Origin of the sequence: Streptomyces sp. NPDC051662 (assembly GCF_040681655.1) — a bacterium.
Taxonomy (GTDB): Bacteria; Actinomycetota; Actinomycetes; order Streptomycetales; family Streptomycetaceae; genus Streptomyces.
Genome location: NZ_JBFAZD010000010.1, coordinates 60,320 through 85,775 on the forward strand (window position 1 = coordinate 60,320; position 25,456 = coordinate 85,775).

The 25,456-nt window shown below is 70.4% G+C and carries 28 protein-coding genes, 1 tRNA gene and 1 pseudogene; 13 read left to right on the forward strand and 17 right to left on the reverse strand.

Annotation, left to right across the window (positions count from 1 at the left end; genetic code table 11):
- The first annotated feature begins 403 nt into the window (after nucleotides 1-403).
- On the forward strand, nucleotides 404-1,102 hold the full coding sequence (locus AB0M67_RS18305) for a hypothetical protein (RefSeq protein WP_365746537.1): 699 nt from the start codon (nucleotides 404-406) through the stop codon (nucleotides 1,100-1,102).
- A 37-nt stretch (nucleotides 1,103-1,139) separates the two neighbouring features.
- On the opposite strand, the gene AB0M67_RS18310 is transcribed toward AB0M67_RS18305, so the two are convergent.
- The 3 genes from AB0M67_RS18310 to AB0M67_RS18320 all read right to left on the reverse strand — a co-directional run bounded on the left by AB0M67_RS18310 (nucleotide 1,140) and on the right by AB0M67_RS18320 (nucleotide 3,298).
- A complete protein-coding gene (locus tag AB0M67_RS18310) occupies nucleotides 1,140-1,373 on the reverse strand; it encodes a hypothetical protein (RefSeq protein WP_365746539.1) in 234 nt (77 codons plus the stop codon).
- Nucleotides 1,374-1,787: 414 nt separating this feature from the next.
- Nucleotides 1,788-2,207 carry a hypothetical protein gene (locus AB0M67_RS18315; RefSeq protein ID WP_365746541.1) on the reverse strand — a complete coding sequence of 140 codons (420 nt, stop codon included), beginning with the start codon at nucleotides 2,205-2,207 and terminating at the stop codon, nucleotides 1,788-1,790.
- Nucleotides 2,208-2,692: 485 nt separating this feature from the next.
- Nucleotides 2,693-3,298 (reverse strand): hypothetical protein, encoded by a 606-nt coding sequence (locus AB0M67_RS18320; protein ID WP_365746543.1) that lies wholly within the window; start codon nucleotides 3,296-3,298, stop codon nucleotides 2,693-2,695.
- Between the two features lie 452 nt (nucleotides 3,299-3,750).
- Between AB0M67_RS18320 and AB0M67_RS18325 the strand changes: the two genes are divergently transcribed.
- The gene (locus AB0M67_RS18325; protein ID WP_365746545.1) at nucleotides 3,751-4,134 is read left to right on the forward strand and encodes a hypothetical protein; all 384 of its coding nucleotides are present in this window, start codon (nucleotides 3,751-3,753) and stop codon (nucleotides 4,132-4,134) included.
- A 157-nt stretch (nucleotides 4,135-4,291) separates the two neighbouring features.
- Nucleotides 4,292-5,110 (forward strand): hypothetical protein, encoded by an 819-nt coding sequence (locus AB0M67_RS18330; protein ID WP_365746547.1) that lies wholly within the window; start codon nucleotides 4,292-4,294, stop codon nucleotides 5,108-5,110.
- 26 nt (nucleotides 5,111-5,136) lie between these two features.
- Here AB0M67_RS18330 and AB0M67_RS18335 read toward each other — a convergent pair whose 3' ends face one another.
- Nucleotides 5,137-5,352, reverse strand: a complete 216-nt coding sequence (locus AB0M67_RS18335; protein ID WP_365746549.1) for a hypothetical protein — start codon at nucleotides 5,350-5,352, stop codon at nucleotides 5,137-5,139.
- 103 nt (nucleotides 5,353-5,455) lie between these two features.
- Between AB0M67_RS18335 and AB0M67_RS18340 the strand changes: the two genes are divergently transcribed.
- Nucleotides 5,456-5,827, forward strand: a complete 372-nt coding sequence (locus AB0M67_RS18340; protein ID WP_365746551.1) for a hypothetical protein — start codon at nucleotides 5,456-5,458, stop codon at nucleotides 5,825-5,827.
- Nucleotides 5,828-5,875: 48 nt separating this feature from the next.
- Here AB0M67_RS18340 and AB0M67_RS18345 read toward each other — a convergent pair whose 3' ends face one another.
- The 6 genes from AB0M67_RS18345 to AB0M67_RS18370 all read right to left on the reverse strand — a co-directional run bounded on the left by AB0M67_RS18345 (nucleotide 5,876) and on the right by AB0M67_RS18370 (nucleotide 12,719).
- A complete protein-coding gene (locus AB0M67_RS18345) occupies nucleotides 5,876-6,610 on the reverse strand; it encodes a hypothetical protein (RefSeq protein ID WP_365746553.1) in 735 nt (244 codons plus the stop codon).
- A gap of 358 nt (nucleotides 6,611-6,968) precedes the next feature.
- Nucleotides 6,969-7,733: a glycosyltransferase family A protein gene (locus AB0M67_RS18350; protein ID WP_365746555.1), complete on the reverse strand. Its 765-nt coding sequence runs from the start codon at nucleotides 7,731-7,733 to the stop codon at nucleotides 6,969-6,971.
- A gap of 355 nt (nucleotides 7,734-8,088) precedes the next feature.
- Nucleotides 8,089-9,351 (reverse strand): PTS transporter subunit EIIC, encoded by a 1,263-nt coding sequence (locus AB0M67_RS18355; protein ID WP_365746557.1) that lies wholly within the window; start codon nucleotides 9,349-9,351, stop codon nucleotides 8,089-8,091.
- 111 nt (nucleotides 9,352-9,462) lie between these two features.
- Nucleotides 9,463-9,807, reverse strand: a complete 345-nt coding sequence (locus tag AB0M67_RS18360; RefSeq protein WP_365746559.1) for an SH3 domain-containing protein — start codon at nucleotides 9,805-9,807, stop codon at nucleotides 9,463-9,465.
- An 82-nt stretch (nucleotides 9,808-9,889) separates the two neighbouring features.
- Entirely contained in the window at nucleotides 9,890-11,131 is a 1,242-nt protein-coding gene (locus tag AB0M67_RS18365) for an MFS transporter (RefSeq protein ID WP_365746561.1), read from the reverse strand.
- A gap of 511 nt (nucleotides 11,132-11,642) precedes the next feature.
- Complete coding sequence (locus AB0M67_RS18370) at nucleotides 11,643-12,719, reverse strand: hypothetical protein (RefSeq protein ID WP_365746562.1); 1,077 nt, start codon at nucleotides 12,717-12,719, stop codon at nucleotides 11,643-11,645.
- A 222-nt stretch (nucleotides 12,720-12,941) separates the two neighbouring features.
- Here AB0M67_RS18370 and AB0M67_RS18375 point away from each other — a divergent pair, with 222 nt between their 5' ends.
- A complete protein-coding gene (locus tag AB0M67_RS18375) occupies nucleotides 12,942-13,343 on the forward strand; it encodes a hypothetical protein (RefSeq protein WP_365746564.1) in 402 nt (133 codons plus the stop codon).
- 73 nt (nucleotides 13,344-13,416) lie between these two features.
- Here AB0M67_RS18375 and AB0M67_RS18380 read toward each other — a convergent pair.
- Nucleotides 13,417-13,490 (reverse strand) — tRNA-Met (locus tag AB0M67_RS18380).
- 336 nt (nucleotides 13,491-13,826) lie between these two features.
- Between AB0M67_RS18380 and AB0M67_RS18385 the strand changes: the two genes are divergently transcribed.
- Entirely contained in the window at nucleotides 13,827-14,192 is a 366-nt protein-coding gene (locus AB0M67_RS18385; protein ID WP_365746566.1) for a hypothetical protein, read from the forward strand.
- Nucleotides 14,193-14,223: 31 nt separating this feature from the next.
- Here the strand turns inward: AB0M67_RS18385 and AB0M67_RS18390 are convergent, their stop codons facing one another.
- The 4 genes from AB0M67_RS18390 to AB0M67_RS18405 form a co-directional block, all read right to left on the reverse strand.
- Nucleotides 14,224-14,601, reverse strand: coding sequence for a hypothetical protein (locus tag AB0M67_RS18390; RefSeq protein WP_365746568.1), 378 nt, complete (start codon nucleotides 14,599-14,601; stop codon nucleotides 14,224-14,226).
- A gap of 99 nt (nucleotides 14,602-14,700) precedes the next feature.
- The gene (locus AB0M67_RS18395) at nucleotides 14,701-16,047 is read right to left on the reverse strand and encodes a hypothetical protein (RefSeq protein WP_365746569.1); all 1,347 of its coding nucleotides are present in this window, start codon (nucleotides 16,045-16,047) and stop codon (nucleotides 14,701-14,703) included.
- The gene (locus AB0M67_RS18400) at nucleotides 15,990-16,583 is read right to left on the reverse strand and encodes a hypothetical protein (protein WP_365746571.1); all 594 of its coding nucleotides are present in this window, start codon (nucleotides 16,581-16,583) and stop codon (nucleotides 15,990-15,992) included. Before AB0M67_RS18400 ends, AB0M67_RS18395 begins: the two co-directional genes overlap by 58 nt.
- A gap of 113 nt (nucleotides 16,584-16,696) precedes the next feature.
- Nucleotides 16,697-16,846, reverse strand: a complete 150-nt coding sequence (locus AB0M67_RS18405) for a hypothetical protein (protein ID WP_365746574.1) — start codon at nucleotides 16,844-16,846, stop codon at nucleotides 16,697-16,699.
- A gap of 198 nt (nucleotides 16,847-17,044) precedes the next feature.
- Here AB0M67_RS18405 and AB0M67_RS18410 point away from each other — a divergent pair, with 198 nt between their 5' ends.
- Nucleotides 17,045-17,737, forward strand: a complete 693-nt coding sequence (locus AB0M67_RS18410) for a hypothetical protein (RefSeq protein WP_365746577.1) — start codon at nucleotides 17,045-17,047, stop codon at nucleotides 17,735-17,737.
- A gap of 136 nt (nucleotides 17,738-17,873) precedes the next feature.
- Here AB0M67_RS18410 and AB0M67_RS18415 read toward each other — a convergent pair whose 3' ends face one another.
- Nucleotides 17,874-18,026, reverse strand: a complete 153-nt coding sequence (locus AB0M67_RS18415; RefSeq protein WP_365746579.1) for a hypothetical protein — start codon at nucleotides 18,024-18,026, stop codon at nucleotides 17,874-17,876.
- 338 nt (nucleotides 18,027-18,364) lie between these two features.
- On the opposite strand from AB0M67_RS18415, the gene AB0M67_RS18420 reads away from it, so the two are divergent.
- From AB0M67_RS18420 to AB0M67_RS18435, 4 genes are all read left to right on the forward strand, one after another.
- Nucleotides 18,365-19,618 (forward strand): helix-turn-helix transcriptional regulator, encoded by a 1,254-nt coding sequence (locus tag AB0M67_RS18420; RefSeq protein WP_365746581.1) that lies wholly within the window; start codon nucleotides 18,365-18,367, stop codon nucleotides 19,616-19,618.
- Between the two features lie 168 nt (nucleotides 19,619-19,786).
- Complete coding sequence (locus AB0M67_RS18425; RefSeq protein ID WP_365746583.1) at nucleotides 19,787-20,683, forward strand: radical SAM protein; 897 nt, start codon at nucleotides 19,787-19,789, stop codon at nucleotides 20,681-20,683.
- Nucleotides 20,684-20,697: 14 nt separating this feature from the next.
- Nucleotides 20,698-21,876 carry a methyltransferase domain-containing protein gene (locus AB0M67_RS18430; RefSeq protein ID WP_365746585.1) on the forward strand — a complete coding sequence of 393 codons (1,179 nt, stop codon included), beginning with the start codon at nucleotides 20,698-20,700 and terminating at the stop codon, nucleotides 21,874-21,876.
- Between the two features lie 507 nt (nucleotides 21,877-22,383).
- On the forward strand, nucleotides 22,384-23,049 hold the full coding sequence (locus AB0M67_RS18435) for a hypothetical protein (protein ID WP_365746587.1): 666 nt from the start codon (nucleotides 22,384-22,386) through the stop codon (nucleotides 23,047-23,049).
- Here AB0M67_RS18435 and AB0M67_RS18440 read toward each other — a convergent pair.
- A pseudogene (locus AB0M67_RS18440) lies at nucleotides 23,050-23,406 on the reverse strand (WhiB family transcriptional regulator).
- A 277-nt stretch (nucleotides 23,407-23,683) separates the two neighbouring features.
- Here AB0M67_RS18440 and AB0M67_RS18445 point away from each other — a divergent pair.
- Nucleotides 23,684-23,824: a hypothetical protein gene (locus AB0M67_RS18445; RefSeq protein WP_365746999.1), complete on the forward strand. Its 141-nt coding sequence runs from the start codon at nucleotides 23,684-23,686 to the stop codon at nucleotides 23,822-23,824.
- A gap of 106 nt (nucleotides 23,825-23,930) precedes the next feature.
- Entirely contained in the window at nucleotides 23,931-25,385 is a 1,455-nt protein-coding gene (locus AB0M67_RS18450; protein ID WP_365746589.1) for a 3'-5' exonuclease, read from the forward strand.
- Nucleotides 25,386-25,456 lie beyond the last annotated feature (71 nt).

The window sequence follows — 25,456 nt, forward strand, 5'->3', positions numbered from 1 at the left end:
GTCGGCGGGGTCGTTGACGCGGGTCTAGCGGTCCGGGGAGTGGGCATGCCCCGCTCGGGACATTCGGGCGGGCTTTTTGAGGTCGCGGAGGCGACGGTGATCCTGGACTCGGCCAGGGTGTCGGGACGTCCGGTTGGCCGCGGCCGCCGTGGCGACGGGGCCCTGAAGGCACCAAACTCAACGTGCTGTATGTTATCGCAACATACACAGGGCGCCAAGTTCGCCCGCCGCCAAGTCGAGGGATTGCGATCCGCTCACGCCGGAACCCACACAGGCAACCCCCTTCGACCCCGACGCCCGCTGAAGGGGGCCCATGAGGACTCAGGTTCAACCACACATCCGAGGCGCTGCCGTTCCTCAACGGCGACGAACCGGCTGTCTGCTTCTCCCGTTCACGCTCGCGGTGCGGATCTTCCGCCCTTCCCGCGACAACCGGGTCACCGACCCGACCACCGAGGTCGTCCAAGTCCTCAGGACAGGCATCGGCCTTGCGGCGACATGCTGGCTCGTCTACGCCTACCCGATGCGAGAGTCGGCTGCCTCGTTCGTCGCTGACCGGTTCTCCGACACCTTCGTGGCCGCGGGCGCCCTGCTGATCGCCGGTCCCCTGGTAGTGGTGACATTCGTTGTCTCCGCGCGGGCGCGGGTGCGCGCCCTCTACTGGCGCCGGCTCGGCGGACCCGTTGGCGGGTTCCTCTCCCTCTTCGCCTCGGCGCTCACGGTATGGGTGCTTCTGAGCGACAACGGCGGCATCCGCCTCACCCAACTCCTGGGGCCACTAGAGTTCGTAGGCTTGCTCGCGGTCCTGGCCGCGGTGCTCTTCGCCACCGTCTTCGGCTTGACCGCCGCCGTCCTGTCGGTTCACTACGTCTTCCGGACGGGGGACGTCCACGAGGTTCTTCCCCCGGTCATATCCCCGTTGCTCGCCTGGTCGACGTTCATGTTCCAGACGTTCGACGACGTTTCGGTGGCGGCGCCGGCAAGCGTTCAGATGCTGTTCCTCTTCGGAGCGCCGCTGTCAGTCACCGCGCTGTCCGCGTGGGAGCTCCGTCGACTGAGCGCCCGCTTCGGTATCACGGTGCGCGGGGCCTTGGACCGCTGATCAACGTTCCCGTGCAGGCAAGCCGACACGGGAACGGTCATACCGGGCCGGCGCAGGAAGCCGCGAGGTCCGCAACGGCCCGTCCGAGGTCCGTGCGGAACGAGGCGTGCTGCGGGCCCCGGACTCCATCATCACCGTCGTTCGGCTGCACCAGGCCGTCGGCATCGCGGTATTCGGCGCAGCCGAGTTCGGTGAGCGAGCGGGTGGTGGACCAAGTGGCCTTCGTGGTGAACCTGCCTTCGGCGTCGGTTCGTTCGACCAGTGCGTTCACCTGCGAGGACGTCAGAGCCGCGAGGCGACCGGCCTTGGTGATTCGCCACGGCGTGGGCTGCTCGTACGTGAATGCGTCTTCACCCTCAAGGAGGAAACCGTCGAGGTCCTCGCGGTAGATGAATCCGGCGTCGGACAGTACGCGCAGCAGCCGCCCGGTGGCAGCCTCCGGCAGATGGCCGAGGCAGTGAGCGCTGGCGCTCTTGAGATGTGCACGCTCTGTGCGTGTGGGGGCGTGCTGTTCCTCTGCGGGCGAGTGTCCTCCTGTGAGGGGACCGCCGCGCGCGGAGCGGGCGGCGGTCAGACGTGAACGGAAACGGGCCCGGCATCGGCCAAGGATGGCCGGAGCAGGGGGCTGCGGACGGATGCCAGCAAGGCGTCGGGGCCGCAGCTTTCGCCGCGGCCCCGGAGCGTGCTACGCGGCGCGGGCCGGGACGAGGATCACCGGGAGCCCCAGGCCGAGGAGGGCGTCCAGCTGCTCGGGGGTGAGCGTCCCCGCGGGACGGGCTATGGCGTTGACCGGCGTCGGGGCGGGCGCGGTGGCGGGTGCGAGGCTGTCCGGCCGGGGCGGCAGCCCGGCGAGGTTACGCAGCTCCGCGCGGATCAGGTTGCGGGTCTCGTTTCCTCCGGGGACCTTCACTCCGGCACTGAGCGCGGCGTCGGCCATCTGCTTGTCGCTGAGGCCGAGGATGTCCGCCTCGGCCAGGCGCCCTCCGTGCTGGCGGAACAGCTCCATGGCCGTGGGGACCGACTTGCGGTGGCGGTTGAAGTCCTCGCAGACGGACTTGGGGGTGCCGGCGGGGAAGACGTCGCGGGCGGTGGGCATCGTGATCATTTAGCTCCCGGTGCAGTGTGCTGGCATGGCTGGGTGAAGGGCCAGGACGATGGTTGGTTGCTTCTGTGACCCAGGGAGGCCGCCGCATCGGGCGACAGCTTCCCCCACCCCTCAAGTGTATGTTCCCAGAACATACAGGTCAAGACTTCCGATAGCTTGGGGTTCCTCGGTGACCTGTGACAGCGGATGTCCGGTCTCGCTGAAGGTGGGCCAGTCCCGCTCGCCCCGAGCCATTTGCCCCTGATGGTCCAGGTTGAGCGAGACACCTCAGGCCACGGCATCGAGCCGATCCCGCGATCTCGGCGAAGTGCCTCAACTTGAGCGAGACGTACGACCCGAGCTCGTCTCACTCGACGTGAACCACCGCGGGTCACAGCCCTGGCGTGGCCCAACTCGACCGAGACCAGACAGCGGAGTTGGGACGGTTGACGCCGAAGTCGGGACACCGCAGTTCTGTGACAACGGAAACGGGACGGTCGGAGACGTCAGCGGGTGAGCGGCACCTCGGTGATGGCCAGTGCGTCGGTGTCGAGTACGTACTCGTCCTCGTCGCGGCTGACGTTGTGGGCGAGCAGGGCGAAGGTCGGAGCGACGATCCGGTACAGGCGGCCCGTGCTCGGCCGACGTGCGCCGGTTCCGGTGGCGTAGCCCTCGGCGACAGTCCGCCGGGAGGTCCATGACCAGTCGGCCCGGCGCTCGGGCACGCTGCCGCGCCAGAGCTCGACCGGGCCGACCGGGCGCTCGGCGGGCTTGCCGTCGGCGGTGAAGCCGGCTGCGGCGAACAACTCCCGCCACATCTGGTGGCCGAGGGCGGCATCGGGGTACTCGGCCATGCTCCACACCCGGCCGATGTGGGCGGCGAGGGTGCCGACGTCAATTGCCTCGCCGAGCCAGCCGTCGAACAACAGAGCCGGGCCGTCGAGCCTCCCGGCCCAGAGGAGCAGCTCGCCGAAGCGGGCGCAGTCGAGCAGCTCGCCCTGCTTGGCGGCCTCGGCGACGGCCGCGAACGCCTCCGCCCCGAGGTCGCACGGTTCTCCCTGGGGGATCGGGGTCGCGGCCTGAACGGTCGGCGGGCTGGACGCCTTCGTCATGGGCGGTCCGTTCGGTCTCGTCGGGTCTGGGGCGGCGCGGGTCCGGTACGGCGAATGCTCCGACCTAGCCAGGTCCCATCTTCGCTGTCACAGAACTGCGGTGTCCCGACTTCGGCGTCAGCCGTCCCAACTTCGCTGTCACAGGTCACTCGGGTCGGCGCGGGATGCCGAGCCGAAGTCCCGTGGACTTGCCTCGCGCTCCGCCGTGCGCGTGGGTAGGCATGTCGTTGGACGCAGTGCGCGCCGCCGAGCAACCGTCGAACACCACCACCCCTACGTGCGGCGACAGCCGGTTCAGGGCTGGACGTGTTCGCCGTCGAGGACGACGCTCTCGGGTACGCGGTCGCCCAGCCGCGAGCCGCGATCAAGCCCGCGCGGGCACTACGATCAGAACGGATCCGAGCCGCAGGGCACGGGCGAGCAGACAACCGGCTCAACCCGAAGGAGAGCTCGTGAGCGAGCAGCCACCGGCCGCGCCGCACCCCGACCACCAAGGTCTGCCGGCGCTGTACATGGCCGAACTGTCCGTCTGGCGGGAGCGCTGGCAGATGATCGTCGTAGCGCCGGGCCCGGAGGTCGTCGTCGACGCACTCGACCTCGGCCCGGCCGACACCCTCGCCGTCGCCGACGCGGACGGACCCGGGCACCACGTGATCATCCCGAGCCCAGACCCGCAGCCCGTTCCGCCCCTCACAGACGCCATCAGCCGCCTGCCCGCGGTGGGCTACACCGTCGACCCGGCGGCCTGGGCCGACCCGGCCAAGCTCAACGGCTGGACCCAGGTCACCTACACCTGCTGGACGGCCCCCTGCCACACGGCCGCGCCGCAGACGTAGCCACTCCAAGACGGAGGGGCACGACGAACGAACGAGCTCCGAAACCAGCCGCCCGCGAATCGTCCCCACCCCGTCTGGTTGTGCCGAGTCCGAGGAGTCCGCCCGGCCCTCAGCGAACCAGGGACGTGGCCCCGTGCCTCACCACTACGCTGACTGCGTGACTTCTTCCGCCGCCGGCAAGCGCGACATCGCCGAACTGCCCCACGATCCCGACAACATCCAACTCTCCTACGCGCTGGACGCCTCCCTGGGGAACCACGAGTACGAGGACACCCTTGAGAAGTGGAACGTCACCGCGCACCTGGGCGAGGACTTCGGGATGGACGGCATTCCGCCGTGTGATGCCTGCGCGGCCAAGTGGCAGGCGATCTACGATGCCGACGGGTACGTAGACGAAGAGGAGGAATGCCCTCATCGTCTCGTGGTCGGCGAGTTCGAGCTGGTCAAGGTCCGGTGGGGTGGTTCACAGAACCCGTACTGGGCCATGGAAGAGGAGTCCCAGAGCCTCTCCGAGATCGCCGAGACGATCTTCACTGAGGAGCACACGGACTACACGGAGGAGTTCCAGGAGCAGATCGACTTTGGTCTCGCTGGAGACCTACTCGTGCTCTACAAAGCCGAACTCGCCGATGCCTGGAGGGGGTTTGGTCTCGGCCCGATGATCGCCGCCGACGCGCTGCGCCGCCTGTCATCCGGGTGTGGTGCGGTGATGGTCCACCCCACTCCGATCGACTCCTCCGGCATGACCAAGGAAGAGTGGACCAGGGCCCGGGACCGGCTGCGTGAGACATGGGCGCTGCTGGGCTTCGTCCCGTACGCCAGCACCCCATACATGATCTACTCCACGGAGTGGGCCGACCCCGAGAACCGGCAGTCCGCGGTACGCAAGGAACTGCGCGAGCTCAGCAACGAATGGAGCTCGGCGCGCGCGGCCGCTCTTGCCATCGCGAGGTCAGCGGGCACACCGATCTCGTAGGGGCGGCCCCTGCACCGTTGCTCGCCTCATCGTCGGAGCTTCGCAGTGCGTTCAGAGTGGACCGCGTTGGTGTACATCACGGTGTGCAAGGCGATCCCGAACAGGCGCATCAGGAAGAGCGGGTCGTCGACCTCGAACGCCCCGTCGCGGATCCGGTCCTGCCGCAGCATCGGCAGAGAGAGTCTGGTGGGCCGGAAGATTGCGCTGAACGTGATGCCGACGGGCGAGAGAGTGGTGTCCACCGCAGTCGCGGACAGGAGCTCGCGTTCCCCAAACGGGCTGTCAGAGGGCGGAGGCCCGGGATCGTTCTGGTTTGTGTATGTGCCCGGCCCATACACTGCGGAGATGGCTTTGTTCCGTTCCTCCTACCGCATCGCGGCCGACGTCCTCTTCGACTTCACCGAATCGGCCGCTGCCGAGCGGATGTCCCTGCCCAGCCTCGCGACGTTCCTGCTGCGCGGATACGTGGACGGCACCATCGCCGTACACCCGACGGATCAGCAGGTGGGCAGCGACCACCCGCGCACGCTCAAGGACCTCGCGCTCGACCGGGACCTACTCAAGCAAGCGGACGCCAGACGTGCCGCGGAGGGTGTCGCGCTGAGCGTCGGCCATCTCCTGGAGGTCCTCTTTCGTGCGTATACCGCTGGGACGATCGCCCTGTCGGCCTCAGGTCACGCCGGAGGCCGTGACGACGAGCGCATGCCCGGCGCGTGACGGTCGGCCGGGGCCGGGCGCACCCTTCGCACGCCCGGCCCACGAGGTTCAGTCCGCCTTAGGCCGACGGGACGCCGGGCCGCTCCGCTTGTCCCGCCGCTCGCGTTTCTGCGCGTTCGCGGCTCGCTGCAACGCACGGAACGTACTGGTGCCCTGGCGCTTCTTGAGGTGGGGAATGTTGTTCGCCGGGATGCCCAGTGTCTCTGGCCCGTAGGCGCCACGCAGGTCCGATGGAGCCTGTGAGGTGTATCCGGCCTCGGCGAGGCTCTCCTCGTCCGGGAACACATCAACGTGGTTGTGACCCGGTTCTATGAGCTCGTCCTGCGTGCCTCCGTACGAGTAGCGCCACCGGAAGTTGGCCGGCGGCTTGGGCCGCACTCGTTCCTCGAAGAGGGCGACCTCCTTCGTGTACGAGTAGAAGACCACCTCCGGTGCACTCCGCATGATCCTCAACCAGGCATCCAGGTAGTCCTCCGAGAAATAGTCACCACTGTCATGTACTCGAACGTGGGTGCGAGAATCCCGTGGGTGGTAACGGGCGTGCGTGAGCTCGTCGGCCATCTGGTTCTCCCAAGCCGGCATCTCGTCGAGGACGTACTGAAGGTTGTTCTCGTGCGAGCGCAGAACGTTGGAGAAGCGGAAGGTCCCGGCGCGGGCGTAGCAGAGGTCCTTGCAGACGCCTGCCGATGGGCAGGTGTTGTACGTACGGCCGTCGGGAAGCCTCCCGGCGAACGCCGGCAGGCTCCACTTGTAGATCCGCTGTGTGGCGCAGCTTGAGCGCATCTCCCGCAGGAGGAAGCGAGGGCGTGCCGGCGCGGCGGCGGCCGCAGGTGCATCAGCGCTGTTCCCGGGTATGGCGGTGTCGTTCACAGCTGTCCTCCGATCGTTGCTTGGTTCTGAGTCGGGCGGCCCGGACCCGTGTCCGTCCCCAACTCGCGTACGAGCTGGTGCTGCGGCAGTGGTGCGGGCGGTGAGTGGCTGGTGCGAGGGGTACTCCTTCGGTTGGTCGGGCCCCTTCCGGCGAGCCCGGTGTTGCTGCGGTGCCGGGTGAGGGCTTGGCGGGGCGGCGGGCGTGCCAGCTCACGGAGCGTTGCCGCCTCCGGTCGCCGGTGCTGATGACGGGTTGGCATGCCTGGGCGTCCTAGCCGATCAAGGTCGGTTCGTGGCGTACCTCTCGCAGCGCCTGGCCCTGATTCCAGGCGAAGGTTCGTGCGTCGTACTCGGCCTTGTCCCGGTACCGCGACTGCTTCGTCCACTGCCCCCGGTGGTGGCGGTAGTGATACGTGATGTCCGGGAGGAGTTCGCCGGCCGCGTTGCCGGTGATCGACATCACGAATACGTAGTCCTCCCCCTTCGTCAGCCCGCCGTGTCCGCCGTAGGCGCGGGCGATGACGGTCCGGGTCAGGAGCATGGTGTGGCCCAGGGGCGGTTTGCTGTCCTGTGGCGAGGGCCAGTACGTCCACACGTCACCCGGGTCGTGCAGGCCCACCGGGGTGGCGCAGTCCCAGGTGGTGAGGGTGCCGTTCCTCTTCAGGTCAGCGGACATGCCGGCAACCCAGCCGAGCCCCGTCTCGACCGCCCGGTGGTACCGGACCGCGAGGGAGTGCGGCGGGAGGATGTCGTCGTCGTCCGCATAGCAGAGGTAGGGGGCGCTGACGTAGTTCAGCGCGGTGTTGCGGGCCGGCGCGGCGCCCGGGTCGGGCCGCGCGCAGATCTTCACGCGCGGGTCTGCGGCGATCGCGGGCGGGATCGTGCGGAGGTCGGCCTGCCGGCCATTCGGAGCAATGATCCACTCCCACGCGACGTCTTGGGTGAGAAGGCTTTCGTATAGGTCGGTCAGGTATCTGCGGCGCTTCGGATGCAGGCCGGTGGGCGTGATGACGGCAGTCTGGGGGTGGTTGGGCATGAGGACCTCTCGATGTGTCAGCGGTGTCGGACTCGGCGGCCGGGTCGCTCAGCCCAAGGGCCGATGAGTGCGCTCGGCCTGATGGCGATGAGCCGGAGGCCAGCTGGCAGCCGGTCCCTGAACACGGACAGTTCGCTTCCGAGGGCGGTGCACGGGGCCTCTTCAGCTGCGTAGCGAAGGGCGTTGACGTCAGGGGCGTTCGGTCCGCACCAGCGCAGGGCGAGGACGCCCGGCCCTTGGGGGTGTTCTTCGGGCAGGGCACCGGTTGCGGGCTGGTGCCAGATGGGGCGCGGGTCGATGACCACAACGGGGAAGACCGCCCCGAGCCCGTAGTACGCGGTCTGCGGATGTGGGTTCACGAGAGCTTGGCCTCTTCCTTCATGGGCGGGCCGGGTTGCTCGTCATCGGGTGTACGGCCGGGTGTGCGGAGGTTGAAGCGGGTGATGGCGAAGCGGAAGAGGGCGTAGTAGAGGCCCGCGTAGGCCAACCCGATGGGAAGGAGCAGCAGTGGTCGGGTGGCGAGGGGGAAGTTGAAGACGTAGTCGAGGGCGCCGGCTGAGAAGAGGAATCCGGCGTGGATGTCCAGGGCGTTGACCAGGGCCAGGCTCGCTCCGGTCAGCACGGCGTGCGCCAGGTAGAGCAGCGGAGCGGTGTAGGCGAAGGCGAGTTCGATCGGCTCGGTGATGCCGGTGAGAGCGGACATCGCTGCGGCCGGGAGCATGATGGTCCCGACGCGGCGCCGCTGGGCGGGAAGCGCGCTGCGCCAGATGGCCAGGGCCGCCGCGGGCAGGGCGAACATGCCGATCGGGAAGAAGCCGGCCATGAAGATCCCGGCGCCGGGGTCGTGTTCGGTGAAGAAGCACGGGACGTCGCCTTTGACGCCGTTGCCGCAGTCTCCGGTGACGTACCAGACGATGGCCGACGGCACGTGGTGCAGGCCCAGGGGAAGGAGTATGCGGTTGAGGAATCCGAACGCTCCGCCTCCGAGCACCGCGTGGTCGGCGATGGCGGAGGCCGCCGCGCTCAGTGCCCGGTCGACCACGGGGTAGGCCAGGCCGAGCAGTGCCCCCGCGCCGAGTGCGACCAGGGCGACGATTCCGTAGACGGCGAACGGCGGAAGCGGTCGCCTTCGCCGTTCCACCAGTTTCCAGACGGCCATGGCGAGGAGGGCTCCGAGGATGCCCAGGAGTGCTCCGTAGGGCCACCGTGCGGGCGGCGTGTCGAGCTGGTCGGCCGGCAGGGGGTTCAGCGCGAGGACGGCGCGGGAGAGGATCAGGTACGAGATGGCGCAGCCCAGTACGCGGCCTGCGATGTCGGTGGAGCGGTTGAGGCCGAGGGCCACGCCGAGGGCGAAGAGCAGGGGCAGGTTGTCGAGGACCGCGGCGCCTGCTTGGGACAGGACCGCGGCGGCCTGACGCAACGCGGAGAGCCGGCCGAGGAGGTCGTCCTGGCCGAGCCGAAGGAGGAGACCGGCAATGGGCATGGCTGCGATCGGCAGGGCCAGGCCCTGCCCGAGGCGGCGCAGGCGGGCGATGTGCTGCCGGTCGGGCTTCGGCGGCTTCTGGCTGGCGGGCGGTTGCCGGGAGGTGGTCTGGCGAAGGGAGGTCAGGATGGTCATCGGGCGCTCCGGTCCGTGGGGCGGCCGAGGCGCGACGAGCGCCCGGCCGCCTCGTGCGGATGCCACGGTGCGCGGCCTCCGATTCGGTGGTTCTCGGCAGTTGCGTGCGGGTCAGTCGAGGTTCATGGGCACGTCGACGTAGTAGGCGCTGATCCAGCCGGACTTGCCGGAGTTGGCGCCGTTGCGGACCTTGATGTGGGCCCAGGTGCTGCTCTTCGCGTAGCACTGCACCGTGATCTTGGTGTGGGGGCGCAGGAGTCCGAGGGAGGTGTAGCTGGTGCTCGGGCCGTTGCGGAGGTTCACGGTGGTGGAGGCCCAGCCGTTGTAGTCGGCCACGTTCTTGGTGCAGGAGCTGGTGCCGACTGCGGAGGCGGGGGCGGCAAGAACAGCGGCTCCGCCGAGAGTGAGGGCGGTGGCGGCTGCAGCGGTGACGGTCCTGCGGATCAGAGGTCGCATGGTCAATTCCTTGTCTGGTGGTTGGGGCACTGGCTGGGGGTGATGGCGGTGGGCGGCGCGCGGGCCGTGCGTGTGGTCTTCATCAGCGGCCCTCGGGTGGAGGGTTCGGCGCGTGTTTGGTGATCGCGGCGAGAGGCCAGCACAGGGCCGCGCCGAGCACACCGGTGATCAACGTGGTGGCTGCCGCGAGGCTGGGGCCCCCGTGGGTGAGCGACCAGGAGGCGAGTACGGGTGCGATGACGACGGCACCGGCGAGCGTGGTCCCCCAGATCCCGGCGTACACGCCGTAGGCGCCGGGAGGTGAGATGCGGGCCAGGATGTCGCCGGCGGCGACGAAGGCGATGACCTCGCCGGGAACGGCGAGTGCCGCAGGGAGGCTGAATCCGAGGACGGTCGAGGCGAGCGCGGCCGCTCCCATGCTGATGCCCAGGATGAGAGCGCTGAGGGCGAGCAGTCCGGTCATGGGTCTGCTGCGGTGGGCTCGTTGGCTGAGCCAGCGGTTCAGCAGCGGGGACAGCGCAACGACGGCGGCCGCGTTGGCGGTCTGCGCCCAGCCGTAGTCGGTTGCGGAGAGCCCGGCACGGGACATGAGCATCGGAAGGCTCGAGAAGAGGCTGGCTGCGGTGGTGAGGGTGGCGAGGCTCGCGAGCAGCAGAACGGCGAGGCGGGTGTCGCGCAGGATGTCCCGCAGGGACGGCCGGGTGGGCTGATCTGCCGATGTGACGGTGTGGTTGTCGAGGATGAGCCAGGCGAGGGCGCCGAATATCGCGCAGACGGCCGCGTTGGCCCACAGGAGCGCCGGTATGCCGGCGCGGTCGGCCAGCACCCCGCCGCTGGCACCGGCGGTGGCCGCGGCGACGTTGATGAGGAAGTTCCGTGTGGCGTTGAGCTGGGCCCGGGTCTTGTCGTCGGCGAAGCCTTCCGCGATGGCTGCGGACAGGACCGGGCGGGGGGCGTCGTAGGCCATGCCGGCCACGAACGCTGCTGCGGCTGCGGCCGTCGGCGCCTGTGCCTGCGCGAGGAGCGGGAGGGAGATGGCTGCCATGGTCATGGCGCCGGTCAGGGTGAGCCGGCGGCCGATCTTGTCGGACAGCCAGCCCCACAGGACGGACCCGGCGAACCAGCCGATCCCGAAGATCGCCAGGAGTTGGCCAACGGTCCGTGTGGACAGCTGCAGGGCGTCGAGGTGGTAGGGCAGGAATGGGTAGCAGAATCCGGCGGCCCGCACGGCGAAGGTGCCGGCCATCAGGGTGCGGATCTCCGCGGGCCAGCGTCGGAAGTGGTCGCCTGCCGGATGTCCGGTGGGCGCGACGGTCGTGGTCACATCTCTCCAGCAGGCAGCAGGGTCCGGGCCGCGTGGGGGCGCCGCCGATAGAGGTGGGCGGCGCCCCCGCTGTGCCGGCCGGTTCGCCCCTCCCGCAGGAGGGGCGAATCGCGGCCGCGGTCCGGCCGGAGGAAGGGGGTTGTCCTCCGGCCGGTGGCTCAGGGGATCGGTCGGGCGCGGCGTCGGGCTCCGGCGAGCGACAGAGTCTCGGGCCCGCTTGGTGAGCTGCTGATGCTCGTCACGTCGTCGTCCTCCCTTGCTGGCGGTCTGCGTTGGCGTGTGCTTCTGCGGGCAGGCGCCGACTGGCTGCCCGACGGCAAAAGCACACGTCAGAGACGCTATGAGCGAGAGCCTGTGGATAATTTCCAGCGACTGGACGAGGGTTGGAATCACCGGGCTTCTGACGGTCCGGCCGAGTGAATTACGCATGGTTTGAACCGAGTTGATGCTCCTGCGAAACCACTGAGGGGCGGCCCGCGATGCGCGGGCCGCCCCTCAGCTCAGCTCGCCGTCAGCGCAGCCGGGTGTCGTCGTGGATGGAGATACGGCCGAGTTCGACCGTGCCGTCTGCGAGCTTCCACCACGTCATCCGGGGCGCGGCCGGGCTGTTGTTCTTGATGTTGCACCGCCACGCGGTCGCGCCGTCGTTGCGGACGAGCTGAGGCGCTCCTCCTGTCGCGTGGGTCTTGTGCGGGCGGACCTGACGTCCTGCGACCTCGACCGCCCGCCCCGTGAGTACGTCGGTGACGATGTCGATGATGTCCCGGCGCTGAGCGGGACGGGCGTCGGCGAAGGACGCGAGCCAGTCGAGTCCGAAGCGGTAGGGGCGCAGCGGCCATTCGGCGCGCTCGGCCTCCGGGTAGCGCCAGAGCCAGATCTGTTCGATCTCGTAGCGGAACTGCCGGTCGGGATCGGCGTACACGCGGGGCGGGAGTATCGGCGAGGCGTCGGTGTCGGTGAGCTTGAGATCGCGGACCTTCACCTGGAGGTCCCGTTTGTCGCGGCGGGCGGCCGCGAGTTCCCGCTTGGCGGAATCGAGCCGGACCGCGAGCTGCCGGTTCTCCTCGACGAGCCGTCCGTCGATCGCGTCGGCACCCGGCTCGCCGAAGGTCGCGCTGGTCCAGACGGAGGCGACACTGTGGACTCTGGTGACGATGTGGCGGATCGCCTCGGTACCGCGCCCCGGGGTGACGTAGACCAGGGGGTGGCGCTCGGCGGGGTCCGCCTCGCTGGCGTCAGCGAAGAAGATGCGGACGTATCCGCCGTAGGTGCGCCACTTCTCGGGCATCAGCGCGTCCAGGGCCCAGGAAGCCGCCTGATCGGCGAGAAGGGCCACCTCGGCACGGCCGAGGAGGCTATCGGAGAGTTCGGAGAGGTTGATCAGCGGCAGGTCTGCGTTGCGGTGCGACGTCGTGACGACGACCAGCGGGAGGATCCTCGACGGGTCGAAGACCTCGGCCACGAGGTTGGGAATCTGCTCGGGAACCACGTACCGCACACCGTCGCGAAGAGCCTGCTCTGCAGCGGGCGTGAGTCCGCGCGCTTCCGGAAGGCAAGGGCGCTGGGCGCGGGTGGCAGATCGGGGCATGGACTCTCCTTGCCGCTCGGGATTTTGACAAGTAAGATATTACAAGAGGTGCTGATCTTGGTCAACCTCGGTTGCCACCCTGGCCACCCCATCTGGTGGGCGCCGGCGTGCAGTTACCGACGGAGCAGTGGCTCGCCGGCTGAAAGGATCCACGAGGCCCCTCGGCGGGGCCGGCATAGCGCGGCCCCGCCGAGGGGAGCAGAACCGACGCAAGGAGCGCAGATGTCAGAGAGCGTGCAGGTGTACTTGGACCGGGAGGCCCTGGCGGGAAGCCTTCTGAATTTGCTGCTGCCCGAGGACGGCGCCGCACGGCGCGTCGAGGCAACCGCCACGGAGATCAACGGTGAGCCGGCTAACCCCGCCACACTCCAGCGCGTGCACCGCGAAGTGGACGAGCGGCTCGCTGCCGGACGGAACGACGGGGACGAGGACTCCGTGATGGATCAGCTGATGGAGCTCTTCGGCGACGACTGGACCGTCGAGAGCCAGGGCCCGGGCAAGCTCACGGCCGAACAGGCGGATGTGCAGGCCGATCGCGCCGTCGCGCTCCGGATCATCGCCGAGCTCGCCAAGGCGTACCCGCTGCCGCCGGACCAGTGGTCAGATCTCGCCGTCGCGGAGTGACACCGCTCAGGCGAAGGCGGTGCTCACGACTTGGGGCCCGGCGCGAAAGCGCCGGGCCCCAAGTCGATTTGAGTAGCGGGGACAGGATTTGAACCTGCGACCTCTGGGTTATGAGCCCAGCGAGCTACCGAGCTGCTCCACCCCGCGTCGGTGAACTGAACTGTACGGTACGGACTCGCGCTCACTCCACTTCGCGAGGGGCTCGGAACGCTCACACTGATGCTCCCGGTCAAGGCGAGTCCCCGCCGCCGGAGCAGCCGTTGGGCATGATGAGCAAGACGGTCTGCCGCGCAGACAGCTCCCCGCCCCGGCCACCGCTGGTCGTAGCGCACCCTGACACCGCGCCGACAGCGTCGTCCAGGAACTCGAAGTCACGCGTCCACCGATCCGTCCGCCGTGACGTACATCACGCGCTTGTCCTCGAAGTTCATTGCCGGTCCGGGCCTCTGCCGCGACCGAGGAGTGAAGGCGCCACTCAACTCGATGTCGGAGGACCTGATGATCCCCTCGAAGACCGCGCTGCCGACGATCACGCCTGCGGGCACGTACGGGCAACTCGTGCAGCTGCTCACGGCCGCCACCCAGCTCGACGACGAGGCAGCGGAAAACCTCGCGGAGGCCATGCTCGACCAGCTGGGGCTCTACAGTCCGGCCCCTGAGCCGGTGGACGGGGTGTGCACGGCGATGTTCTACGACGCCGACCCGGAGAACGAGGGCTGGGTGCAGTGCGACAGGGCGCCGGGGCACGTCCGGCGACGCAGCCCGCTGCACTCGAACCGGTGCAACAGCGTGTCCTGGAGCGACGACCACCGGCAGGCACTGCCTGCCGACATCAGCGACGGAGGCTGACCCGGAGCCCGCGATGGCCGCTCCCGTCGGGTCAGGACACCGGAACGGACAGCGGCTGTCCGCCCGGCTGGGGAATCGCCGTCCGTGTACGGCCGCGCGCCTCCTGCTCCTTCTCCACGGCGGCACGCAGGTGCCACAGCGAGACGGCGGGCAGTAGGCGGCCGAGCCGAGAGGCGGCCCCCAGCGCTTCGGCGACCTCGGCGATTGCCTCGGCGGCGCTACGGGACCGCTCGTCGCGCTGGTCGGCGCGCAGCCGACCGGCCAGCTCGTCCACGAGCTCGGCGAGCTCGCTCGCTCCGGGATCCTCCGGAACGTCGCAGCCCCACCACTGAGCTGCCGACCCGAGTGCGGCTAACGCATCCTCGCGGCGGAGCAGCGGCCTGGAGTTACCCCTGTCACCGTTTGTCACGATCACATCGTCCACCGCGGACCTGCCCGGTGGGGGCGGAACAGGGAAATTCGCGTCCCACCGGGCTGCTCGCGTCCCGGCTGCTTGAGCCGGGCCGGGTCAGCGCCGACGCCAGCGCGCGAGGAAGCCCGACCGCCGTTTCTGCTGCGCCGGCGGTGATACGGGCCTGGGAGGAGCGGCGGGCGGGATGACCGGTGGCTCCACCGGTGCAGGCGGAGGTGGCGTCACCGGTGGGGGCGGCCCTGCGTGCAGAGCGGGAGCGGCGTCGGGAGCGGGAGCGGCCGGGGTGGCCGGCGTGGGCGGAGCCGCAGCGGGCGGGCGCGGCGCTGCCTGGGGCGGTGCGGACGCGGGGGTGGGGCGGTGCGAGGCGATGGCGGGACGAGCCGGTGCCGCAGGGCGGGCCGGCGACGGGCGCCGGTGGGTCCGGGGCCGGACCGGTTCGGGGAACGGGCTGGGCGAGCGGGGTGCGGTGGGGACTCCGGCGGCGTCGACGTCCCAGTGGGCGATCTGCCAGTGGGCCTCGGGCCACAGCACCACCTGGGGGGCCTTTCGGCTGGCCTTCGGCTTCCACAGCTTGAACGCGACGTCGGGCGCGGCGAGGGCCAGTACGCGGGCGCCTTCGGCGAGGGGTTCCAGGAGGGGCCGGCGGTGGGGGGCGACGCGCAGGTAGACCTCGGTGTGTGCGAGCGGTCCGGGCAGGCCGGTGGGGACGTCCGTCGCGATCCGGTAGGAGGTGGCCTTGTCGGTGGTCCTGATCTGAGTGACCTCGCCGAGGACGGCGACGGGGTGGCGGACGGTGCCGGCGGCGAGCCGCTGGTAGAGGCGGGCCAGGTGGTCGGGGTCGGGTCCGAAGCAGAAGTCGTTCCAGTGCACCGGGGTGCGCAGCCCGGGGTGCTTGACGGTGAAGTGCTCGACGTTCTCGGGGTCGTCGCCGTACAGGGCCAGGAGCTGGGCGATCCGGGCGGCGCTGGTGACGGCCGGCGGGAGGGCCGGGTCGACGGAGTGGATCTTGAGGTTGACCGGGGCGGCGGGCGGCGCGAGGAGCGGCGATCCGGCCGGCGGCAGGAGCGGGGCCTTGGTGTCGGAGGTGGGGGCGAGCACCAGGCGCAACTGGAGTCCGCCGGAGCGCAGTTCGGCCAGTCCCTGCGACTTGCGGGCGATGGCGTGCACGGTGTGGTCGGTGCGCAGCGGGCACGGGGCCAGGTGTTCGGCGGTGCGGCCCTTCTCCTTCTCCTTGGCCAGGGCGAAGTGCGCGCCGCGGGTGAAGGGCTTGCCCTTGGTGGAGATGCGGGGCTGTTCCGGCTGGGCGATGACCTCGTGCTCGCAGTACGGGCAGCGCAGCGGGCGGGTGAACGGCTCAGGCTTCTGGCCGATCTGCCGGGCCGAGATCACGCGGCCGTGCTTGTCCCTGGCCTGCTGCAACTTGAACGGCTGCCGGTCCCCCACCTGGTCCTCCCCGTCCTCGCCCGGTCTGCGGAGACCCTATCCGGCGGGCGGCGCCGGATCTGTCGGCGGCTGCCCGGCGGGCGGGCCATGTACTGGATGCCGAAGCTGGCGGCCATGCGCATGCCGTGCGAGCGGGGAGCGGCCTGCGGGTGCTCGGCGATCCAGGCGCACACCGCGGGAGGCAGGTCGTACGCATTGCCCGGCAGGCTGGAGTGGCACACCGTGTGGCCCTCGTCGTAGGTGCCGTCGTCGCGGCGGCCCAGCAGCACGTCGCGCCGCCTGTCGGTGAGCCCGGCGGCGTTCCCGGCCCGGCCGATGCACGTGCCGCAGCGGCTGCTCATGACCCGTACGGCTCCGGTGACGTCGTCGAAGACCGACAGCGCCTCGTCGTCGCCCGTGCCGACGGCCTCGTCGGCGCCGTCCTTCGTACGGGCGGCCGCGGCGGTGCCCCCGCTGGAGCGGGGCCGGTGGTTCGCCGGGTCCGCGAGGTAGTCGGCCAGGCTGATGAAGTCGCCACCGGGCTGAACGCGTCGCACGACAGGGGCCTTTCGGGAACGGACGGAGGCTGACGACGTCACCCTACGGGCGTCCCGGCCGCACAGTCCGGGCCGGGCGCCCGCTGCGGCTGCGGTCGGCGCCCGACCCGGTGTCACGGGACGGGGGCCGGCTCGGCGGTGCCCAGCCATGCGATCCAGGCCCCGTCCGCGGCCCTGCCGAGGTGGAGGTTCGGGGGGTGGTCCATCTCCCGCGCGCAGATGCGGCCGTAGGCGCCGTGCCGGACCGGGCACAGCCGGGCCATCTGCTCGGGGGTGAGGGCGGAGAGGTCCTCCGGCAGTGCGCGGCCGGCGGCGGTCGCCCGCGCTTCGGCTCCGCGCCGGCGTTCCGCTTCGTCGGTGTGCGCCTGGAGCAGGCGGGCCCAGCGCAGGGTGTATCGAGGAAGTGCTGGTGCAGGTCCATCGGTTCGATCTGGTCGACCAGAACCGGCAGACTGCGCCCCATGACTCTGGGATTGACGAAGGAAGAGGAGGCGGGGGCGTTCGAGGGCGTCATGCCCTGGTTGAGGGCGACGGGTGAGATCGCTGAGCTGGTGAAGGCCGAGCTCGATCGGCCGCTGGCTGCAGCAGTGGGCAGCACGGAACACGACCTGTTCGATGCCGACAGCTACTACGACGAAGAGCGCCGGACACCTCTGGAGAAGAAGATCGCCGCGCTCGCGGCACGTCCCATGTGGCGTATGGAACGGGTGTGGCTTCCGGACAGTGAGACCGACCCGGAGGAGACCGAGGCATACGACCAAGCCTGCGTCGAGATCGACGGCAGGCTGCTCCACCTTCGTTGCCTGGACGCCTACACCGAGCTTGCCTACAGCACCGCTGGTCTGCACGAAGGTGAGGACTTCGCCCAGGATGGCGTCCCCGGAGACCTCCTGGAGGCATTGGATTGGGCCGAGGCTGGCGTCTGGCTCATCCAGCAGTCGCTGCCCTTCCCATTCCGCGATGTCCTCCAGTACGGAGCGATCGACAACCGCCCGGCCATCAGGATGGTCTTCGCCTACGCAACCCTCCTGCGAGCCAAGTCGCCCCGTAAGGCGACGCCGTGGTTCCGTGCCCTGGTCTACATGGACCCCGAGGACAGGATCGGTGCCCGCTACTTCGTTCCCGGCGGCACCCACAAGCAGAGGAGTCGCTGACGTCGTCGCCATCCGGCGGGCCGATCCGGCCGCCTCATTCTCCGCGACCCCGCATGACAGTGGAATCGGCCTCAACCAACGACGCCTGACCCACATCGACGCCCGGCATACAGGGACGCTCCCGGTCCGGACCAGTTCAGGGGTTCGCCTTGCCCGGTTGGGCCTTCGTGCTGGTGCGGTGGCTGACGTCAGCCGCGTAGGCCATCCAGTCGCCGGCCGACAGGCGCTGCCAGTAGGCCGCTACGTCGATGGTCAGGCCGAGCTTGCGGGAGACGATCGCCGCCGGCACCTCGGTGGCCAGCGCGAAGAGTGTGGCCCTGTCCGGTCAGGATACGGATCTGGCCCAGGTCCGTATGCTCCCCGCCCAGCGGCGCCGCAAGCGCGAAGGCCGCCACGGCCAGCGACTCGATAACTGATCGCCAGGCGCCGGGGTGCCGCGCCGGGCCGCTCGTACTGCCTGGCGGTGACCGCTAGGACGGAGCCGACGATCACTCGATCGTGAGGCTGAATCCGGTGTGCTTCAGGGCTGTGCCCCAGCCGCTCGGTCGCGGCATTGTCCCTCGTAGAAGGAGGCAGCGCGGGTACCGTTCCGGTAGAGGCTGCGTTCCAGGAGGGTTGGGGTCGAGGATGCCGTACGAGATCGAGGAGCAGGAGGCGATCGGCCGCAGGATCAAGCGGCAGAGGCTGGATCTCGGCATGACGCAGGCCGACCTCGCTGCCGCGGTCGGCAAGACCCAGGGCTGGGTCTCCAAGGTCGAGGCAGGCAAGATCGAACTCGACAGCGCCGGCCTGATCAACCAGATCGCGGCCGCACTGCACTGCCACCCCAACTTGCTGCTGGAGCGGCCATACGTCGGAACGATCGGCGAGAACCAGTGGCAGGCCGCAGCAGCGTCCATCGTGCGCGAGCTGCGCCGCTACGACCTCACCCCGATCTTCGACGGCGACCCGCGCTCCTCCGACGAACTGTGGCAGGACATGACCCGGCTGCACCGCCTGCGCGACGCCGCGGCGAACATCGCGATCCTCAAGGCCCTGCCCGACCTGTTCCGCGAGGCACGGGCCCTGGCCGAGGTCTCCTCGGGGCACGAGCGCGAGGAAGCGTTCTCCGTGTACGCCGTCTGCTGCAAGTTCGCCCACACCGCGGCCCACGCTCTCGGTCACCCCGAGCTCATCGCCATGGCCTGCGAGCGGGCGGCGTGGTCGGCGCACCTGTCCGGTGACCCGCTGATGCCCGCCGTGGCCGACTGGATGCGGGTGTGGGATATGTGGGCGACAGCCGACTGGCGGGACTCGATCGCCCTGTCCGACAAGGCGCTGCGCAGCGTGCAGCGTGAGTACGACTGCGGCGACCCGCTGGCGCTGCGGGTGTGGGGCACGCTCCAGCTGCGGGCCGCGGTCTCCTGCGCCCGCGGCGGCAACCCGCGCGAGGCCGAGGACCGCCTGGGGCACGCCCGTACGGCCAGCGACCGGATGGACGCGCTGGCCGGCCCGCCCGTCTACGACCGGCACTCGCTGACCTTCTCTACCGGCAACGTCCAGATCCACCGGGTCAGCGTCGCGCTCGAAGCGGGCGACCAGACGAAGGCACTTGACCTCAACAGGCGTGCGGACCCCGGCCACTTGGCGTCGCTGCCCAAGTCCCGCCGTGGCCACCACCACATGGAACTGGCGCGGGCGTGGCTGTGGGACGGCAATCGGAACCGGGCACTCGCCGAGCTGGAGGAGGCTGAGCGCATCGCGCCGCAGCTCGTACGCAACCACCCCATCGCCCGCGCCACCCTCCGCAAGATCGTCTACGCCGAACGCGTCGCCACGCGCGAGAAGCTGAGGGGCATGTCCAGCCGTTTTCATCTCGATGACCAGGCAGTATTCCCCTGATTCATATTCAACGGTAACCGGGCCCCTACCGTCAGTTGCATGACGGGAAGTCGCACACCCCAACAGGCTGTGGTCACAGCGGAGTTACCTGACTGTCGGCCGACGTGGACTCCTCTGTGCGGCGAGGGCGGCCGGTCCACCGTGGAACACAACCGAAGGGAACGGCTCGTGACGATCGCGCCCGAAGCACCGACGACAACGCCCCTTGTCCCCGGCTTCCTGGAGCTGGAGATCACCAACCGCTGTCAGCTCACGTGTCCGACGCTCTGCTTCGTCAAGGCGGGCCCGACCCAGGGGCACGGCACCATGGAGGTCGAGGACTGGAAGCGGGTCCTCAGCGAGGCCGCTGCGCTCGGCGTCAAGAAGATCCAGCTGATCGGCGGGGAGGCTACGCTCCACCCGGGCTTCGCTGAGATCGTGGAACACGCCCTCGACGAAGAGCTCAAGGTGGAGGTGTTCTCCAACCTGTACCACGTCCGCCGCGACCACTGGACGCTCTTCGAGCGGCCTGGTGTCTCCCTGGCGACGTCCTACTACGCCGACACGGACGAGGGACACGACACAGTCACCGGGCGAGAGGGCTCCCACGCCGCGACCCGCGCCAACATCATCGAAGCGCACCGCCGCGGGATCCGCGTGCGGGTCGGCATCGTGGACGTGCTGGACGGCCAGCGCGTCAACGAAGCCCGAGCGGAGCTGGAAGGGCTCGGCATCACGGAAGTCCACATCGACCGGGTCCGAGCCGTCGGCAACGCGGTCAAGGGCGACGGTCTGCCGTCCACGTCCGAGCTGTGCGGTCGGTGCGCGAGGGGCACCGCCGCGATCCTGTCGGACGGCACCGTGACTCCCTGCGTGATCGGCCGGTTCCTCCCGGCCGGGCAGATCAAGAACGCCCCGCTGGCCGGGGTCTTCGGCTCGCCCCAGTGGCAGCAGGTCGCCGCGAGCATCCCGGTCGGCCGCCTCGACCCGTGCGGCCCGGACTGCGGCCCCAACGACGACAGCCAGGGCGGAGGCGGAACCTGCGGCCCCGCCGACGACAGCGCCATCCCGAACTCTGCGGGCTGAAAGGCAAGGACCCCTTGAAGGACTGGGAAGCAGCAGCACAGCGGCTGGCCGCCGGCACCGTGATCCGGCCCGAGTCACGCTGGTACCAGCCGCTGGCCACCACCCCGCGGCACCTCTTCGTGCCACGGTGGTGGACCAGGGCCACGAACAGCGACGGCGAAGCCGTGTGGAAGCTGCGCGACGGCGCGAGCGACACCGCGGCGTGGCTGCGGGACACCTACGCCGACACCACGCTCGTCACCCGCATCGGCACCCTTCACGCCGACCACGCCCAAGCGGGCCAGACACCTGCCCGGGGACGCGCAGACCGCTCCACCTCGTCCTCCACGCTGCCCGCGCTGATCCTGACGATGTACCGGGCCGCGTGGATCACCGACACCTCTCGCGTGCTGCTGACCTGCGGCAGCGGCTATGGCACCGCCCTGGCCTGCGCTCGCCTCGGCGAGGAACGGGTCACCAGCGTGGACGTCGATCCGTACCTGATCCAGGTGGCACGGAAGCGACTGGCCGAGGCTGGCCACCATCCGCGCGTCGAAGTCTGCGACCTGACCGACGAACTGCCCGAGGGCACCTACGACCGGATCATCTCCACCGTCGCCGTGCCCGCCGTACCCGCCTCGTGGCTCAAGTCGCTCGCCCCCGGCGGACGCCTCGTGACCACCATCGCCGACACCGGGCTGATCATCGTCGCGGATAAGACCCCCGACGGTGGCGCCGTCGGTCACGTCGCACCGGAAGCGGCCGGCTTCATGTCCGCGCGCCACAGCGAGGACTACGACGACACCTTCCCGGAGAACCCGCCGCTGTGGCAGATCGCCCAGCAGGACGACGGCGACAGCGTCTCCTCCAGCCGCTACCCGCTGATGTACGTCCCTGACACCTGGGACGTCCGCTCCACTCTCGAACTCCTCATGCCCGGCATCGACCACCGCCAGCACACCGCGCACGACGGCACCCGCACCGTCTACATGCTCCACGCGGATGGGTCCTGGGCCCGCGCCACGACCGCTGGACGCAAGGACTGCCCGACCGTGCACCAGGGCGGCCCGCGGCGGCTGTGGGACAAGCTGGACCGCATCCGCACCTGGCTCGTCGTGGACGGCGACCTCCCCGTCCGCGGCGCCACGGTCACCATCGCTCCCGACGGCGCGGCCACCTTCTCCCGGAGGGGCTGGTCGGCCACCCTCACCTGAGCCACGGTCCGAGCGTGCCGATCCTTCACAGGTTCGGCACGCTCGACCATGAACGCTCAGTGCGGCATCGGCCGCGATGCTCGCTCCAACCCACCGCAAACTCGGCGTGCACAACAGCATCAAGGCCGCCGACATAGCCCGAACTCCAGGCACACGTACGGTCGTTCGCTACCGGCCACCCTGACCTGTGCCAGGCTCCGAGTTCTCGGTACGGCCCGACATTCTGCGGCACCGTCGTCACGACTCCGGTCCGGACGGCCTGCTGCTGAACGAATCGTGGATGGGCGGCACGTGGCTGCCCACGATGGAGGAATTCCACCGCGGCTTCTACCGGCCAGCGCCCCGACCAGCCGGAGTGGACCTTCCCCTTCGACGGCGTCGGCCCCGCTCATCTCCCCGAGACCCAGGCGCTCATGAAGGAGCCGGGGAGCCGGACGGCCTCGTCAGCCTGCACAACTCCGACAGGGGGGCACGTTCTGCCTGTCCGCCGCACCCCATCCGGCGCTCGTGCTGATCCTGGAGCGGGCCTCCGCCCGCCACGGGCTGCCGGTGGAGGCCAAGCCGTCGGACGCGATCGAGTGGGCCTCTCCCGGCCCCGGCGTCCACGTCCTCCCTCCCGCCGAGCAGATGTCCCCCGCGCCCGGCGGCGGACGGCGCCCGTTCGGGGCCAGCAGCGTGCACTACGCCCACGCGCGCGGCGCCGCCCACGCCTTCGCGACCGAGACGCCGATGTGGACCAGCCGTCCCCACGACTTCCCTGCCGACGAGGCCGCCCGGCATCTCGAGGACGCCGCGGCCGTCCTCGCGCCGGGCGCCGCGCTCCTGAGGCCCCGCGCGGACGACCCCTTCCTGCCCGCCATCACCGACAGACTCGGCATCCACGCCCTGACGGCCGCCGCCTACCGGCGCAACCCGCAGGCCGGGGCCGGCCAGGACCTCGCGCACCTCGGCCCGCTGCGCACCGCCGGCATGGTTCTGCGCGCCCTCGACACCGAACTCGCCCACGGCGCCGACACCAGCCGGGCCTCGGCGCGGGACCAGGTCGAAGCCCACTTCGTACGGTGGCTCGGCGCCGCGGAGCAGGCTCTGCGGCCCGCGCCGATCCCCCTGCCCCGTACGGCGGGGTTCCAGCTCGACATGATCCTCTCGGCGGCCGACCTGGTGGTCGGCTGATCAGCCGACGAGCGGCAGGTGCTGCCTGCCGTCCGCCCGTTCCGCTCCGTCCTGCCGCTCGTGGGCGGCCCGTGCCGCCTCCAGCAAGCGCCGCCACGAGACCACCATCGGCCGGCGCTTGAGCAGGGCGCGCCGCTCCCGCTCGGTCATGCCGCCTTAGATGCCGAACTCGACGCGCCGGTCGAGGGCGTCGGCCAGGCACTCGGTGCGGATGGGGCACCCGAAGCACACGCTCTTGGCCCGGCTCTGCGCGGCGCCGTCCAAGAACAGCTCATCCGGATCGACGCCCTGGCAAGCCGCCCGCCCCCAGTCGATGTCCGTGTCCCCCACGGCCGCGGCCGTGCCCCCTTCTTCCAGCTCCCCTCGGCGGCCGATCAGCGTAGGCGATCCGCCGAACGGCGAACCTACGACGAAGGCAGGCCGGGCCGCTACTGTCGCTCTGCCGAGGCCACGCTTTCGGGTGATTCCGCACCGGCCGCCCCGCGCCGTTGGTTCAGGGTGCCGCCCCTCCGACAGGAGACGCTCGACCCGTCCGAGACCCCCCCGCCCAGGGCCGTACGAGTCGGCGAGGTGGCGGCGCTGGGCGTTCGTCTTCGGCCTGCCCAGCGCAGCCGTCGCCTTGATCGCGGCGTGGTTGATCCGTCCCCACGGCACCGCCTCGACCGTGCTGGTCGTCCTGATCGCGCTCGTAGCCCTCGCAGTGTTCGTCGCCACGATGCCGCGTCGGCAGCCCGTCGTGGCTGAGCGGCCAGACACCGGGCTCAGCTCCGGCTGAGTGTGCCGCGGCGCCCTTCCGAGATCGGCGGTGTCAGTGGAGCTTGGCATGCTGATCGGTACCGGAAAGGGGAGGTGCCATGCACGGTGGGACGAGGACGGGATGTGTGCCGCGAGCGGGGCTGCCCGCCCACAGTGCCGCGGATTGCCTCACCGCGGTGCTCGACGGCGGCCTGTCGGTACTGCCGGACGATGTGGACCGCGTGGCCGGCGAAGGACTCCTCGGCTGCGTCGGCGAGAGCGCTGATCGCCCGCTGTACGAGGCGGCGGCCTGCCGGGAGCCGGACCCGGAGCTGGTGAGCCGTCTGCAAGCAGTGGTGCACGAGCGGACGGCGTGGACGGCGAACTCCTGCACCGCCCAGGAAGCCGCGACGCTGTGCGAGCTGACCGTCTCCGAATTCACGGCCGCCGCACGGGACGCGGGACTGCGCCCGGGACGGCTGGAACGGTGGGAGTGCGCCGCGGTGGAGACCTTCGCCGTCCGGACAGCACCGGCGGTTCGGGCCTCCCGGACGCTGGGCCCCGAACAGAGCTCCCGCCGGCTCGGTATCCGCCGCCGGGAGCTGGACTACCTGGTGGAAGCCGGGATGCTCGTCCCGGCCGGGCGCAACGCCAAGGGCACCGTGCAGTTCACCGTCGCGTCACTGGACAGTGCAGCCGCACAGCCGCTTGGCTGGCACCGCGCCGTGACCGCGTCGCCTCGTCGCCCATCACCATGGGCCGAACTGGCGGGCCCGCTCGCCGACCGTGCCGAACTGGTGCGGGCGCTGGTTGAGCAGCTGCGGCGTGCCGGGGTCTCGGCCTGGGCTCGCTACAGCCACACCGCCGACTGCTGGACGCTGGACTGGGCGCCGCTGCCGCAGGGCGGCCCGCACCGTGAGGAGGTCGCAGCGGCGCTCCCGGCGCGGCTGGCCCGCGCCGTCGACGCGCGGCACCTGGTCCTGCTGGGCCCGGTCGGAGCGACCATTCACTGGGCCCACGCGATGACGCAGCCAGGCGTCGCGTGCGTGATCGACTGCGAGTCGACCGGGCTGCGCGGCGACACGCGGGTGGTGGAGGTCGCCGCAGTCGACGCCTGCGACGGCCGCCCGCTGTTCGAGTCCCTCGTGCAGCCCGGCATTGCGATCCCCGCGCCCGCGACCGCCATTCACAAGATCACGGACGCGATGGTGGCAGGCTCCCCGTCCTGGGATCAGGTGGCGCCGGACCTGGCCGCCGCGGTCGGCACGCGGGTCCTGCTGGCCTACAACTCCGCCTTCGACGCCGGGCTGATCGCCCACCACACCCGAATGGTCCCGGCCGACGCCGGACGCCTGGCCTCGCCCGCGTCGTGGCAGTGCCTGATGAAGAGGCGCTCGGCCTGGCTGAGCACTACCGGACGGCGGCGGCTCGGCGCCGGCCACCGGGCACTGGGCGACGCCGTCGCCGCCCTGGAAGTCCTCCGCTCGCTCGGACAGCCGCCGCCCGGAGCCGCGCAGGAACCCGCCTGCTCCGATCCCTCGATGTCGGACGGGGACAGCAGCCTGCGGCGGCGCGCCTCGTGGGTGAGCAGCTCCACCTAGGTCCTGGCCGCTGTGTAGGCGCGCGTCGCGCGGGCGAGCCGCTGCTCCGCCGCATCGCCCATGGGCGCCGG

What these genes read in the sequence shown, in the direction of transcription:
- AB0M67_RS18315 (WP_365746541.1), bottom strand. Translation starts at nt 2,207, where the DNA reads ATGATCACGATGCCCACCGCCCGCGACGTCTTCCCCGCCGGCACCCCC.
- AB0M67_RS18320 (WP_365746543.1), bottom strand. Translation starts at nt 3,298, where the DNA reads ATGACGAAGGCGTCCAGCCCGCCGACCGTTCAGGCCGCGACCCCGATC.
- AB0M67_RS18340 (WP_365746551.1), top strand. Translation starts at nt 5,456, where the DNA reads ATGGCTTTGTTCCGTTCCTCCTACCGCATCGCGGCCGACGTCCTCTTC.
- AB0M67_RS18345 (WP_365746553.1), bottom strand. Translation starts at nt 6,610, where the DNA reads ATGCGCTCAAGCTGCGCCACACAGCGGATCTACAAGTGGAGCCTGCCG.
- AB0M67_RS18350 (WP_365746555.1), bottom strand. Translation starts at nt 7,733, where the DNA reads ATGCCCAACCACCCCCAGACTGCCGTCATCACGCCCACCGGCCTGCAT.
- AB0M67_RS18355 (WP_365746557.1), bottom strand. Translation starts at nt 9,351, where the DNA reads ATGACCATCCTGACCTCCCTTCGCCAGACCACCTCCCGGCAACCGCCC.
- AB0M67_RS18360 (WP_365746559.1), bottom strand. Translation starts at nt 9,807, where the DNA reads ATGCGACCTCTGATCCGCAGGACCGTCACCGCTGCAGCCGCCACCGCC.
- AB0M67_RS18370 (WP_365746562.1), bottom strand. Translation starts at nt 12,719, where the DNA reads ATGCCCCGATCTGCCACCCGCGCCCAGCGCCCTTGCCTTCCGGAAGCG.
- AB0M67_RS18375 (WP_365746564.1), top strand. Translation starts at nt 12,942, where the DNA reads ATGTCAGAGAGCGTGCAGGTGTACTTGGACCGGGAGGCCCTGGCGGGA.
- AB0M67_RS18385 (WP_365746566.1), top strand. Translation starts at nt 13,827, where the DNA reads ATGTCGGAGGACCTGATGATCCCCTCGAAGACCGCGCTGCCGACGATC.
- AB0M67_RS18405 (WP_365746574.1), bottom strand. Translation starts at nt 16,846, where the DNA reads ATGGCCCGGCTGTGCCCGGTCCGGCACGGCGCCTACGGCCGCATCTGC.
- AB0M67_RS18410 (WP_365746577.1), top strand. Translation starts at nt 17,045, where the DNA reads ATGACTCTGGGATTGACGAAGGAAGAGGAGGCGGGGGCGTTCGAGGGC.
- AB0M67_RS18420 (WP_365746581.1), top strand. Translation starts at nt 18,365, where the DNA reads ATGCCGTACGAGATCGAGGAGCAGGAGGCGATCGGCCGCAGGATCAAG.